13 protein-coding genes are annotated in these 12750 nt (G+C 73.9%); 9 read left to right on the top strand and 4 right to left on the bottom strand.

Going from position 1 to position 12750, the window contains the following annotated elements; translation table 11 throughout:
* Positions 1-100 precede the first annotated feature (100 nt).
* The 4 genes from SOM11_RS04185 to SOM11_RS04170 are packed head-to-tail and all read left to right on the top strand — an operon-like array spanning position 101 to position 5858.
* Positions 101-985: a 5-oxoprolinase subunit PxpA gene (locus tag SOM11_RS04185; protein ID WP_320477256.1), complete on the top strand. Its 885-nt coding sequence runs from the start codon at positions 101-103 to the stop codon at positions 983-985.
* Entirely contained in the window at positions 982-2805 is a 1824-nt protein-coding gene (locus tag SOM11_RS04180) for an urea amidolyase family protein (protein WP_320477255.1), read from the top strand. Before SOM11_RS04185 ends, SOM11_RS04180 begins: the two co-directional genes overlap by 4 nt.
* Positions 2802-4328, top strand: a complete 1527-nt coding sequence (locus tag SOM11_RS04175; protein ID WP_320477254.1) for a biotin carboxylase N-terminal domain-containing protein — start codon at positions 2802-2804, stop codon at positions 4326-4328. Before SOM11_RS04180 ends, SOM11_RS04175 begins: the two co-directional genes overlap by 4 nt.
* Positions 4329-4382: 54 nt before the next feature.
* Positions 4383-5858, top strand: a complete 1476-nt coding sequence (locus SOM11_RS04170) for an NCS2 family permease (protein ID WP_192060473.1) — start codon at positions 4383-4385, stop codon at positions 5856-5858.
* Between the two features lie 98 nt (positions 5859-5956).
* On the opposite strand, the gene SOM11_RS04165 is transcribed toward SOM11_RS04170, so the two are convergent.
* Together SOM11_RS04165 and SOM11_RS04160 are read right to left on the bottom strand one after the other, a co-directional pair.
* Positions 5957-6817 carry an aldo/keto reductase gene (locus SOM11_RS04165; protein ID WP_320477253.1) on the bottom strand — a complete coding sequence of 287 codons (861 nt, stop codon included), beginning with the start codon at positions 6815-6817 and terminating at the stop codon, positions 5957-5959.
* On the bottom strand, positions 6814-7587 hold the full coding sequence (locus tag SOM11_RS04160) for an EI24 domain-containing protein (protein WP_320477252.1): 774 nt from the start codon (positions 7585-7587) through the stop codon (positions 6814-6816). The genes SOM11_RS04165 and SOM11_RS04160 overlap by 4 nt, the downstream gene beginning before the upstream one ends.
* A gap of 73 nt (positions 7588-7660) precedes the next feature.
* On the opposite strand from SOM11_RS04160, the gene SOM11_RS04155 reads away from it, so the two are divergent.
* Positions 7661-8176 carry a hypothetical protein gene (locus SOM11_RS04155; protein ID WP_320477251.1) on the top strand — a complete coding sequence of 172 codons (516 nt, stop codon included), beginning with the start codon at positions 7661-7663 and terminating at the stop codon, positions 8174-8176.
* 3 nt (positions 8177-8179) lie between these two features.
* Positions 8180-8671: a hypothetical protein gene (locus tag SOM11_RS04150; RefSeq protein WP_320477250.1), complete on the top strand. Its 492-nt coding sequence runs from the start codon at positions 8180-8182 to the stop codon at positions 8669-8671.
* On the opposite strand, the gene SOM11_RS04145 is transcribed toward SOM11_RS04150, so the two are convergent.
* Together SOM11_RS04145 and SOM11_RS04140 are read right to left on the bottom strand one after the other, a co-directional pair.
* Positions 8637-9188 (bottom strand): YbhB/YbcL family Raf kinase inhibitor-like protein, encoded by a 552-nt coding sequence (locus SOM11_RS04145; protein ID WP_320477249.1) that lies wholly within the window; start codon positions 9186-9188, stop codon positions 8637-8639. The genes SOM11_RS04150 and SOM11_RS04145 overlap by 35 nt on opposite strands.
* A gap of 125 nt (positions 9189-9313) precedes the next feature.
* Positions 9314-10177: an aldo/keto reductase gene (locus SOM11_RS04140; RefSeq protein ID WP_320477248.1), complete on the bottom strand. Its 864-nt coding sequence runs from the start codon at positions 10175-10177 to the stop codon at positions 9314-9316.
* A 187-nt stretch (positions 10178-10364) separates the two neighbouring features.
* Here SOM11_RS04140 and SOM11_RS04135 point away from each other — a divergent pair, with 187 nt between their 5' ends.
* Genes SOM11_RS04135 through SOM11_RS04125 form a run of 3 tightly spaced genes read left to right on the top strand, consistent with a single transcriptional unit; the run spans position 10365 to position 12699 of the window.
* Positions 10365-10784 carry a PGPGW domain-containing protein gene (locus tag SOM11_RS04135; RefSeq protein ID WP_320477247.1) on the top strand — a complete coding sequence of 140 codons (420 nt, stop codon included), beginning with the start codon at positions 10365-10367 and terminating at the stop codon, positions 10782-10784.
* A 46-nt stretch (positions 10785-10830) separates the two neighbouring features.
* Entirely contained in the window at positions 10831-11775 is a 945-nt protein-coding gene (locus SOM11_RS04130; protein ID WP_320477246.1) for a DnaJ domain-containing protein, read from the top strand.
* A gap of 30 nt (positions 11776-11805) precedes the next feature.
* Positions 11806-12699, top strand: a complete 894-nt coding sequence (locus SOM11_RS04125) for an NUDIX domain-containing protein (RefSeq protein WP_320477245.1) — start codon at positions 11806-11808, stop codon at positions 12697-12699.
* Positions 12700-12750 lie beyond the last annotated feature (51 nt).

Genomic DNA, 12750 nt, shown 5'->3' with positions numbered 1-12750 from the left:
CCCGGCGGCGCCCAGCAGCCGACTCGCCGACCCCGCTACGGTGGGGAACGACCCCTCTGCGCATCCCGTCGCACCGCCCGAGCCGCACGGAAGGCCCCGCATGACGACCATCGACCTGAACGCCGACCTCGGCGAGGGCTACGGTCGCTGGACTCTCGGCGACGACGACGCGATGCTCGCCGCGGTCACGAGCGCCAACGTCGCCTGCGGGTTCCACGCGGGCGACCCCCTGACCATGACCGCCGTGGTCGACGCGGCGCACCGACGCGGCGTCGCCGTGGGCGCCCACGTCTCGTACCGCGATCTCGCGGGCTTCGGGCGCCGTTTCGTCGACGCTTCCGAGGCCGAGCTGGTCGGCGACGTCGTCTACCAGATCGGTGCGCTGACCGGGGTCGCGGCGTCGGTCGGTGCCACGGTCCGCTACGTCAAGCCGCACGGTGCGCTCTACTCGGTGATCGCGGGCGACGACGAGCGCGGTCAGCGGCACGCCCATGCCGTCGTCGAGGCCGTCACGCGGGTCGACCCCGGCCTGGTGCTCGTGGGCCTGGCGGGTTCGCCGCTGCTGACCCGGGCCACCGAGGCGGGGCTGTCGACCATCGCCGAGGCCTTCGCCGACCGGGCCTACACGCCCGACGGTCGACTCGTCCCGCGCACGGACCCCGGCGCCGTGCTGCACGACCCCGCCGAGATCGTCGACCGCGTGCTGCGGCTCGTCGAGACGGGGCGCATCCGGGCCGTCGACGGCACCGATCTCGCATTGCACGCCGAGTCGGTCTGCGTGCACGGCGACACCCCCGGCGCCGTCGCGATCGCCGCCGGGCTGCGCACGGCTCTCGAGGCGGCCGGCGTCGACGTCCGCTCGTTCGTCGCCGTCCCGCGCCAGGTCGCGGCCACCGAGTCCGCCGTCCCGCCGGCGGCGCAGACCACAGCGCTCCCGCTCCCGCTCCAGCCCTCGGCCGATTCCGCCGCCGGGTCGCCGTCGTGAGCGACGACCACGGGGTCGACCTCCAGTCGGCGATCGCGCGCCTGCGGGTGCTCCCGCTCGGCACCGACGGCATCCTGATCGAGACCGGCGGGCTCGACGAGTCGCTGGCGCTGTTCGGAGCGCTGCTCGCGCAGCCCGTCGCCGGTCTGCTCGACGTCGTGCCCGCGGCGCGGACGGTCGCGGTGCGGTTCCTGCCCAGCCTCCTACCTGTGCGGTCGCTGCTCGCGGTGATCCGATCGCTGCCGAAGTCCCGCGACGCGGCGACCAGCGGTCGACTCGTGGAGATCCCCGTGCACTACGACGGGGCCGATCTCGACGAGGTGGCGCGACTCACCGGGCTGAGCGTCGACGAGGTCGTGCGGCGCCACACGGACGCAGTGCACACCGTCGCGTTCACCGGCTTCGCGCCCGGCTTCGCCTACCTCTCGGGCGGCGACCCGGCTCTCGACGTGCCCCGGCGGGACGTCCCGCGCACGGCCGTGCCCGCGGGCGCCGTCGCCCTCGCCGCGGGCTTCTCCGGCGTCTACCCTCGAGAGAGCCCGGGCGGCTGGCAGCTCCTCGGTCGCACGACCGTCCCGATGTGGGATCTCTCCGAGCGCGTCCCCGCCCTCCTGCAGCCGGGCATGCGCGTCCGCTTCGTCGCCGTGCCGGAGCGCGAGGGCGGCGTCGATCTCGACGGCGTCACGACGCCCCACGGCGACGACCGCACCGAGGAGGCGCGGGTCGGCTCCCCGACGACGGCTCCCGTCGCGCTCCGGGCCGCCACGGTCGAGCACGCGGCGGACCCGGCGGTGTCGCCGACCCGCGCGCTCGTCGTGTCGGCTCCCGGGCCGTTCAGCATCATCGAAGACCTGGGGCGCCCCGGCCGGTCGGGTCTCGGCGTCTCGCGATCGGGCGCGATGGACCACCGGGCGCTCCGCGAGGCGAACCGGCTCGTCGGCTCGTCCACCGGGTCCCCGGCCCTCGAGATGGCCTACGGGGGTCTCGTGGCCACGGCCCGGGGCGACCTCGTCGTGGCGATCGCCGGGGCGCCCGTCGCCATCACCGTCGACCGCGGCGGCGACCGGATCACCGGCGTCGTCGGAGCCCCCTTCGCGCTCGACGACGGCGACGTGCTCGAGGTGGGCGCGCCTCCTCGGGGCGTCTACTCGTACCTCGCCGTCCGCGGCGGCTGGCTCGTCGACCCGGTGCTCGACAGCGCGTCAGGCGACGTCCTGGCCGGGCTCGGGCCCGAGCGCCTGCAGGCGGGCGACGAGCTCGTCGTGGCTCGCGGGTGGTCCGAGTCGGTGGCCGCCGCGGCCCCTCACGTGCAGCGGAACGTCTCGGGGCCCGACGAGGTGACGTTCCTCGACGTCGTGCTGGGACCCCGTGACGACTGGTTCACCGACGAGGCGCTCGCCCGCCTGACCGAGCAGGAGTGGACGGTCACGCCGCAGTCGAACCGCATCGGGCTCCGGCTCGAGGGCGCGGTCCCGCTCGACCGCGCCGTGACCGACGAGCTCGACAGCGAGGCCACGGTCTCGGGCGCCCTGCAGATCCCGCCCGACGGGCAGCCGGTCCTGTTCATGGCCGACCACCCCGTCACCGGCGGGTACCCGGTCGTCGCCTGCGTGGTCGGCGATCAGCTCGATCGCGCCGCTCAGGTGCCGATCGGCGCCCGGGTGCGCTTCCGCGCCGTGCCCGGCCCGGCGCTGACCGGCCGCGCCGCTGCGGCGGCCGCCGCAGCATCGTCGCCCGGGGCCGGGGCCCGGTCCGAAGCCGCCGACACCGCACCCGTCGGGCCGCCGGCCGCCGTGCCCGAGCGAGGTGACGCGGCGTGAAGAAGGTCCTGATCGCCGAGCGCGGTCTGATCGCCGTCCGCATCGCGGGCGCCTGCGCCGAGCTCGACCTCGGCTCGGTCGCGGTGCATGCGGCCGACGACGCCGAGGCCCTCCACGTCCGTGCGGCCGACGAGGCGTGGGCCCTCGACACCGGCGACGCCCTCGACGCCTACCTCGACATGGACGCCCTGATCGGGATCGCGCGTCGCAGCGGAGCCGACGCCGTCCACCCCGGCTGCGGCCCGCTCTCCGAGAACGCCGAGTTCGCGCGCCGCGTGGTCGCCGCCGGGCTGACCTGGATCGGCCCGACCCCCGAGACGATGGAGACCCTGGGCGACAAGATCGCGACGCGCGCCCTCGCCGACTCGGTCGGCGCGGCGCTGGTCGTCGGCACGGCGGGGCCGATCGAAAGCGCCTCCGACGCCGTCGTGTTCGCTCAGCGGCACGGCATGCCGATCGCGCTCAAGGCGGCGCACGGCGGGGGAGGGCTGGGCCTCCGCGTCGCCCGCCGCCTCGACGAGGTCGCCGACTTCTTCGATTCAGCGGTGCGCGAGTCGGCGGCGGTCTTCGGTCGGGGCGAGTGCTTCGTCGAGCAGTACGTCGACCGGCCGCGGCACGTCGAGGCCCAGGTGCTCGGCGACGGCCGCGGCGGGGTGGTCGTCGTCGACGTGCGCGACTGCTCGGTGCAGCGACGTCATCAGAAGCTCGTCGCCGAGTCGCCCGCGCCGTTCCTGACCGACGCCCAGCGCGACACGGTCGTCGAGACCGCGCGGTCGATCGCGGGTGCGGTCGACTACCGGGGGGCCGGCACGGTCGAGTTCCTCGTCTCGCAGGCCGGTGCGGTCTCGTTCCTCGAGTTCGGCACGGCCCTGGCGGTCGAGCACGCCGCGACGGAGCAGTCGACGGGGGTCGACCTCGTCCGGCAGCAGCTGCTCGTCGCCGCCGACCGGCCCCTCGAGGTCGGCGACCAGCCGCCGGTGCTCGGTCACAGCATCACCTTCCGCGTCACCGCCGAAGACCCGGGGCGGGGCTTCCTGCCGACCGACGCCGCGGTCACGGCCCTGTCGCTGCCCGGCGGCCCCGGGGTCCGGGTCGATCCCGGCGTGGTGTCCGGCGGCGCGGTGCCTGCGGGGCGCGACTCGCTCCTCCTGACCGTCACGGCCAGCGGTCGCGATCGTGACGAGGCGCTGCGGCGGGCCCGACGAGCGCTCTCCGATCTCGACGTCGTCGGGCCGGCGACGACCGCGCCGTTCCACCGTCTGCTGCTCGACGAAGAGGCCTTCACCGCCGGCGACGGGCGGTTCGGGGTGCACACCCGCTGGATCGAGACCGAGCTCGACGGCCTCGACGCCCTCGCGGTCGCCACGCCGCCGGGCGGTCGCGAGCCGGGCCCCGTCCGCAGCTGGATCGAGGTCGACGGCAGGCGGGTCGAGGTCGCCCTGTCGGCCGCGCTGGCGTCGTCCGAGGTCGTGGCCGCCCTCGTCGCGGCGTCGACGACGGAGGGCGATCCGCCGCCGCTCTAAGATGGGCGTCTGCCCGCGGCCGTCGGGCCACGTCCCCCACCTCGGAGTCGCCTCATGACCACGTCCGCGCCCACCGGCCCCGCCACGACACCCACGAGGCCCGCCGGCCGTCTCGATCGGTACTTCGAGATCACGGCCCGAGGTTCGTCGTTCGCACGGGAGTTCCGCGGCGGCATCGTGACCTTCGTCACGATGGCGTACATCGTCATCCTGAACCCGCTGATCCTCGGCGGTTTCAGCGCCGACCAGGCGGCACAGGACGTCACGGGCGGCTGGCTGCAGAACGACCAGGTCGCCGCGGTCACGGCCCTCACCGCGGGGGTGATGACCATCCTGTTCGGAACGGTCGCGCGCCTCCCGTTCGCCTTCGCCGCAGGGCTCGGCATCAACTCGTTCCTCGCCGTCAACGTCGTGAACGACGTCACCTGGCCCGAGGCGATGGGGCTGGTGGTCATCAACGGCCTCGTCATCACGATCCTCGCCGTCACGGGCCTCCGCGGGCTGATCTTCAACGCCGTCCCTGCCGCCCTCAAGACCGCGATCACGGTCGGCATCGGCCTCTTCATCGCCTTCATCGGCCTCGTCGACTCCGGCTTCGTGCGCCCGAGCGGATCGGCCTCGCCGCCGGTGCAGCTCGGCGACGCCGGCTCGATCGCCAGCCTGCCGACGCTCACCTTCGTGATCGGACTCATCGCGATCGCCGTCCTGATGGCCCGTCGCGTCAAGGGCGCCATCCTCATCGGCATCGTGGGCACGACGATCGTGTCGATCGTGCTCGAGTCGATCTTCCGCGTGGGGCCGTCGCTCGGTCAGGACGCCGACAAGTGGAACCTCAACGCCCCCGTGCTGCCCACGCAGATCATCGCCCTCCCCGACCTGTCGCTGATCGGCGACGTCAGCTTCGGCGCCTTCGCCCGCATCGGCGTCCTCTCGGCCGTCATGCTCGTCTTCACCCTGGTCTTCACGAACTTCTTCGACGCCATGGGCACCATGACCGGCCTCGCGAAGGCGTCCGAGGTCGCCGACGACAAGGGCACGTTCCCGCGGCTGCGTTCGGCGCTGGTCGTCGAGGGCATCGGCGCGGTCGCCGGCGGGGCGACCAGCTCGTCGTCGAACACGGTGTTCGTCGAGTCGGCCTCGGGGATCGGCGAGGGTGCGCGCACCGGGTTCGCCTCGGTGGTCACCGGTCTGCTCTTCATCCTCGCGATGTTCTTCACGCCGCTCACGCAGGTCGTGCCGCTCGAGGTCGCGTCGGCGGCGCTCGTCATCGTCGGTGCGCTGATGGTCTCGCAGATCCGCGACATCGACTGGACCGACTTCTCCGTCGCCCTGCCCGTCTTCCTCACGATCATCGTGATGCCGCTGACCTACTCGATCGCCAACGGCATCGGCGCGGGCTTCATCAGCTGGGTGCTGGTCCGAGCGTTCTCGGGCAAGGCGCGGGGCATCAGCCCGCTGCTGTGGATCGTCGCCGCCGGGTTCCTGGTCTACTTCGTGCGCGGGCCGATCGAGGCTCTGCTCGCCCGGTAGCGGACTGCTGCCCGTCGCCGGTCGGCGAGGCGGCGATCGGGCGACCCACCGGTGAGCGAGTCGTCGACCCGGCGACGCCCGAGCCGAGGAGGCGCGGGTCAGCGCATCTCGAGCGGCACCGGTCCCGACGGGGCCGGGAACGCCCGCTCGAGCTGCACGAACGCCTGATCGTCGAGGTCGACGGCCAGCGCGGCGGCGTTCTCGAGCGCGTGCCCGGTCGTCCCGGCCTTGATGGCCGCGAGCATGTCGGGGGCGAGTCGAAGCACCCAGGCGAGCGCGACCTGCGCCGGTGCGGCCCCGAGGTCGGCGGCGACCGACGTCAGCACGGGGTGGTCGAGCAGCTCACCGCTGTCGACGGGGGAGTACGACATGAGCGGCATGCCGTGGTCGCGCGCCCAGGGCAGCAGGTCGAACTCGGGCCCGCGGTGGGCGAGGTTGTAGAGCACCTGGTTCGTCTGCACGTTCACGCCCCCGGCGGGGCCGACGAGCTCGGTCATGTCGACGACGTCGAAGTTGCTGACCCCCCAGCCGCCGATCGATCCCTCGGCGACCAGCGCCTCCATGGCCTCCACGGTGTCGGTCAGCGGGTGCCCGCCGCGCCAGTGCAGCAGGTAGAGGTCGAGCCGTTCGACGCCCAGTCGCCCGAGACTCGCGTGACAGGCCTTGATCGTGCCGCGGCGGGAGGCGTTCCCCGGCAGCACCTTGCTCACGAGGAACACCTCGTCGCGCCGACCGGCGATCGCCTCGCCGACGAGGCTCTCCGACGCCCCCTGTCCGTACATCTCGGCCGTGTCGAGCAGCGTCAGGCCGGCGTCGATGCCGGCGCGCAGGGCTGCGATCTCGGTGTCTCGGCGGCGGGGGTCGTCGCCCAGCCGCCAGGTTCCCTGGCCGAGTGCGGGCACGACGCGTCCGTCGGGAAGCGGCACGGACGGGTTGGTGGGGGAGGCGGGGGTCGTCATGCGGGGCGATGGTAGTCGCCGGGCGGCTGGGCGAGCACCTCCCGGGAGAGGAGGGTGGCGGCGGCCACGGCGGCGGGCATGACGGCGACGGCTCCGAAGGGCACGAAGAAGAGCAGGTAGGTGGCCGTGCCGAGACCGAGGGTGCGGGCCCGCCGCGTGGCCAGGAGCCGGCGTCGCTCGCGGAGGCTCCGCCCCCGGGCGTCGAAGGCGTAGCCCGTGAGCTCGACCGCCAGGAACCAGCCTCCCGTCAGCGCGCCCAGCACCGGGATTGCCGTCTGGCCGACCACGGGCACGAATCCGCCGGCGAACAGCAGGAGCCCGACTCCGCCGGTGGCGATCAGCAGGCGCACCGAGTCGCCGGCGCTGCGGGCGAGACCGGCCCAGAAGCCGCGATCGACCTCGGCGGGGGCGTCGCCCTCGCGCTCCTCGACCCGACGCCAGATGCGCTCGTAGAACGGGTCGCCGACCAGCAGCGTCACCGCGGTGAAGGCGACGACGGCCAGCAGCACGGCGAGCGCCGTCACGGCCAGCCCGGCGACGAGGCGGGCGGCGGTCCGCGCCCACTCCGACCAGTCCCGCGCGAACGGGGTCACGGTCACGGCGATGTCGTCGGCGGCGAACCCCACGACGACGACGAGCCCGACGAACACGGCGCCGACGACGAGCGCCGGGACGGCGCCGAGCAGCATCAGGCGCGGCGACGTGCCCCAGAGCCGCAGGCCGCGTCCGAGCAGGCCGACACCGGCGAGGAACTCCCTGACCACGTCCACCCCGAGAGAGTACCGAGCCGAGGAGGCGCGGGTCCGGTCATGCCGTCCTCCCGCGTCCTCCACAGCCCGGCCCGTGTCCTCCCCTCCCCATCCGGTCGACGTCGACCCTCTCCACAACCGCCCCGTCGCCCGCCTCGACGCGGTCTCCGTGCTGGGCATCCTCGTTCCCATGACAGCTCTCGAGACGTATCCACCCACCCTCGCCCCTCTGCCCACCGACGAAGAGCTGGCCGACTTCGTCGACGACTTCTGCCTCGAGCCGTGCGACATGCGCGCGATCCTCTGGATGTACCTCGACGACGACGGCGTCCCTCTCGCGCCGCCGATCGCCGTCGGCGGATGCCCGGCCGTGCCGACCCGCGGCGAGGCGGAGCTCTACGCCACACGCATCGTCGAGGTCGCCGGGTGGGTCGAGGCCGCCTCGGTCCTGCTGGTCTGGCAGAACGACGACGAGTCTCTCTCGGCCTCGTTCGACGACCAGCGCTGGGCCCAGGCGATCCTCTCCTGCGTCGATCCCGGCGGCCTGACGATCCATCCACCGATGCGGCGGACTCCGACCGACGTGTCACGACTCGTCCTGGCGGGCTGAGAGGTGGGAGTCCGCGGCCCCGAGATCCCCCTCGACCCCGACCCCGAGTACCTGCGGCTGCCCGCCCTCAGCCCCGACGCCGATCCCGACACGGCCGACGCGTACGCCGCCGAGCTCTGCGCCGAGGCCTGCGACCGCGAGGTCGTGCACGTCGTGTTCCTCGGCGAGGCCGGCGAGCAACTCTCTCCGGCCGGCCGCCTGCACAACGCCCCGCGCCTGCCACGGGCGTCCGAACTCGACCAGTTCGTCGACATGCTGCGGCACCAGGGCCTCCGCGTCCGGGCCCGCCAGGTGGTGCTGGTCTGGCAGACGCCGGACGACGACATCACCGACCGGCTCGGCGTCGAGACCTGGGCGCTGGGTCTCCTCGACCGGATGACCGGCGGCCCCTTGGCGCTCCGGGCCCTCTGGCACCGGACGCCCGAGGGCTACTTCGCCCTGGTCGACTCGGGTCTCGAGTTCACGACCCGGCCGGAACCTCGAACGTCGCGCTGATGACGGCCCGCCCCAGGGTGTGGAAGTGCAGGTTGAAACCCAGGTAGGCGGGGCTGGCCGAGCCGTCGATCTCCAGCGTCTCGACGTCGAGGGCGTGCACCGCCACGAAGTAGGTGTGCGGTCCGTGCCCGGCGGGCGGCGCGGCGCCGACGAAGCGGGCCATGCCCGCGTCGTTCTTCAGCTGGATGGCGCCGTCGGGCAGACCGGACCCCTCGTCGTCGCCCGCGCCCGAGGGGAGCGAGGTGGTGCCCGCGGGGAGGTCCGCGACGGCCCAGTGCCAGAAACCCGATCCGGTCGGGGCGTAGGGGTCGTAGACGGTCACGGCGTAGCTCTTCGTGCCCTCGGGGGCGCCGCTCCAGCTCAGCTGCGGGCTGGCGTCGTCGCCCCCGGGGCCCATGAGGCCGCTGACCTGGGCCCGGCCGAGCTCACCGCCGTCGTGGACGTCGGTGCTCGTGAGGTCGAACGACGGCACCTCGGCGATGATGTCGTACGGGCGGTCGAAGTGGGACTCGGTCATGGTGCTCCTCGGGTCGGGTCGGGTCGGGTCGGGTCGGTTCTGGTCTGGTCGTTTCGTGGCGGTCGTCGTGTCCGCGGTGCGTCGAGACCGGCGCCGGCGGGATGCCGGCGCCGGTCTCCGGGGCATCAGGGCGCGTCGAGACGCTGGATCTCGTCGGCGGACAGCTTGATCGTCGGGGCCGTCGCGGAGTTCATGATCGTCTGCGGTCGGCGCGCGCCGGGGATGGGGATGACGAGCTCCGACTTCGCCAGCTCCCAGGCGAGCGTCAGCACCTGCGGGGTCACGCGGCGGGCGTTGGCGATCTCGGCGAAGACGGAGTGCTTCGCGCCGAGCTCCGCGGCGTCGGTGATGCCGCCGAGCGGGCTCCAGGGCAGGAAGGCGATGCCGAGCTCGTCGCAGAGGGCCAGCTCGACCTCGCTCGACCGGAAGGCCGGCGAGTACTGGTTCTGCACCGAGACGAGGCGGTTGTCGAGCACCGTGTTCGCCTCGCGGATCTGCTCGACGGTGGCGTTCGAGATGCCCGCCATCCGGATGACGCCCTCGTCCAGCAGCTCGGCGAGCGCGCCGATCGAATCCGCGTATGGGACGGCCGGGTCCGGGCGGTGGAACTGGTACAGCCCGATGGCGTCCACACCGAGGCGCTTCGCGGAGGCCTTGGCCGCCTCCTTCAGGTAGGCCGGGTCGCCGTTCTGCGCCCAGGCGCCCTCCGTCGGCCGCAGGTGACCGCCCTTGGTGGCGACGAGCACATCCGACGTGTCGCCGTGGAACCCGGCCAGCGCCCGCGCGATCAGCTCCTCGTTGTGACCGACCTCGTGCGCGCCCGCCTGGTGGTACGCGTCGGCGGTGTCGATCAGGGTGATGCCCTGCTCGAGCGCGGCGTGGATCGTGGCCACGGCCTGACGCTCGTCGGGGCGCCCCTCGATCGACAGGGGCATGGCGCCCAGTCCGACGGCGCTGACCGTCACGTCTCCGATGGTTCTCGTTCTCATGGGTCTCTCCTTCTCACCACGCGGCGTCCTCCGACGACGCGCGGTGCCCGGGGACGCACCCCGTCCGTGCGGGGTGCATGTCGTGCATCCGTCCTGACTACGCCTCCCACCGCCCGACGGCACGCCACTCAGCCGCTTGGCAGTCGGCGCGGCGGTCTCTGCCAGGGCCGCGCCGTATGGTCTCGACATGATCTCCGACGCCTCGGGCGACCCGCGCCACTCGACGCCGATGGTCCGCGCGACCTCCTCGGGGTCCGACGGATCGGGCTCCGGCTCGTCGGGCGGGCGCGGCCGGTTCCGGGCCTCCTACCGCCGGCAGCGGGCGCGTCTCGACGCGTTCCCCCGGCTCCGCTGGCTGTACAAGGTCGGGGTGGCCCTGGTCGGGCTGTTCGTCGTCGTGCTCGGTCTCGTCCTCGTGCCGCTGCCCGGTCCGGGCTGGCTGATCGTGTTCGTCGGCGTCGCCATCCTCGGCACCGAGTTCCCGCTCGCGCACCGCATCTCGCTCGCGCTGCGTCGCCTCGCGCACCGTCTCCTCCTGCGGTGGCGCGCGTGGCGTGCCGCTCGGGCCGCTCGCGGGGGCCGGTCGACGGGTCCGGCGACCCGCTGACCACCCGCATCGAGACGTTCAGCCGCCCCCCGGTATCCTCGTCGTCGTGACGCCCAGCCCCGCCTCCTCGACCCCGTACGAGGTGCTCGGCGTCCCGGCCGCCGCCTCCGACGACGACCTGCGTCGCGCCTACCGGCGTCTCGCCCGCGAGACCCACCCCGACCTCGGCGGCAGCGCCTCGGCCTTCCGATCCCTCCAGCTCGCGTGGGAGCAGATCGGCACCCCCGAGGCCCGGGCCGCCTACGACCGTCGGCGACCGTCGTCCTCCCCATCGGCCTCCTCCGCCCGCACGGCGGGCACCGCCCCCGGCTGGGCGCCGCCGTCGCGGGAGACCGCGCGCACCGACTCGAAGCCCCGGGCTCGCGTCCACGGGCACCCGGGCGGCGCCAACCGCGAGCGGTATCTCGGCCTCATGCGCGAGTGGGTCGGTCGGGGCGTCCCCCTCGACGATCCGTACGACGAGCGACTCGTCCGCACCGCGCCTCCTGAGATCCGGCACGTGCTCGCCGACGCCCTGGCGGAAGAGGCCACGGTGGCCACGGTCACCGACCTCGGCATCGCCTTCACGATCTGGAGCGACGTCGACGCCGGCGCCGAGGGCAAGCTCGATCACATCGTGCTCGGGCCCGCCGGACTGTTCGCGATCCAGTCGTCCGACTGGGGCAGCGAGGTCTCGCTGACGAAGGGCGAGCTCGTCGGCGCGGGCGTCCCCGAGCACGAGCACCCCGTCCGAGACCTCACGCGTCAGGCTCGGGCCGTGCGCCGCGACACCCGGGTCTCGTTCACTCATCAGCTGATCGTCGTGCCCGACGACGACTTCGCCGCCGCGCTCGAGCCGGCCGGTCGGGGTCGCCGCGGGGGCACGTTCGTGCTCCGCCGCTCGCTGCTTCCGCAGGTGCTGAGGCACGGGCCCGACCTGTCCGACCGCACGACGATCTCCGACGTCTTCGAGATCCGTGATCGTCTGCAGCAGACCGTCCGTTTCGTCTGACGCCGTGCGCGCATGTGGCAAGCTCGACCCGTGACCATCCACGGACCGGCCGACGGCTGGGTCGAGAGCCCTGACGGCCGACGATTCTGGGGCCGAGCGGGGGCTGCGGGTCTGCTCGCCATCGACGCCGACGACCGCGTCCTGCTGCAGCATCGTGCCGAGTGGAGCCACTTCGGCGGCACCTGGGGCCTGCCCGGCGGCGCCCGCCAGTTCGACGAGTCCGCGGTCGAGGGCGCGCTCCGCGAGAGCGGCGAGGAGGCCGCCGTCCCGGGGGAGTCCCTGCGGCTGCTCTTCGCCTCGGCGCTCGATCTCGGCTTCTGGTCGTACTCCACCATCGTCGCCCGCGTGGTGACTCCCTTCGACGCCGTCGTGGCCGACGCCGAGAGCCTCGAGCTCCGGTGGGTGCCCCGCGCCGAGATCGACGGCCTGCCGCTGCACCCCGGCTTCGCGACGTCCTGGCCGGGGCTCGCGGGCTATCTCGATCTCGACGTGCGCCTGGTCGTCGACGCGGCGAACGTCGTCGGCTCGCGACCCGACGGGTGGTGGCGCGATCGTGCGGGAGCGGCCACGCGCCTCCTCGGCGGCCTGGCTGCGGCGCAGACCGTCGGTCTGCCGGCGTCGCTGGTGCTCGACGAGTCGCCTCAGGGGCCCGGTGCGCCGACCTCGTGGTGGCCCGAGACGACCGTGGTGCTCGAGGGCGAGGCCCGGGCCGCCGAGTCGTCGGACGCCGCGATCGACGTCCTGCGCGCCCCCGGCGACGGCGACGGGGCCATCGTCGCCCACGTCGAGCAGCTGACGCAGCGGTCTCCGGAGGCGCGGGTCGTCGTGGTCACGGCCGACCGCGAGCTGGCCGGTCGCGTCGAGCGCCTCGGGGCGAGCGTCGTGGGTCCGAGGCGCCTCCTCGACGCTCTCGCCCGCGACTGACGCCGAGAGCCCGCCGCCGCCATGAGGGCGGTGACGGGCTCGTCGATGGTG

Origin of the sequence: Frigoribacterium sp. CFBP9029 (assembly GCF_034045305.1) — a bacterium.
Taxonomy (GTDB): Bacteria; Actinomycetota; Actinomycetes; order Actinomycetales; family Microbacteriaceae; genus Frigoribacterium.
This window is presented reverse-complemented; position numbering and strand designations above follow the sequence as displayed.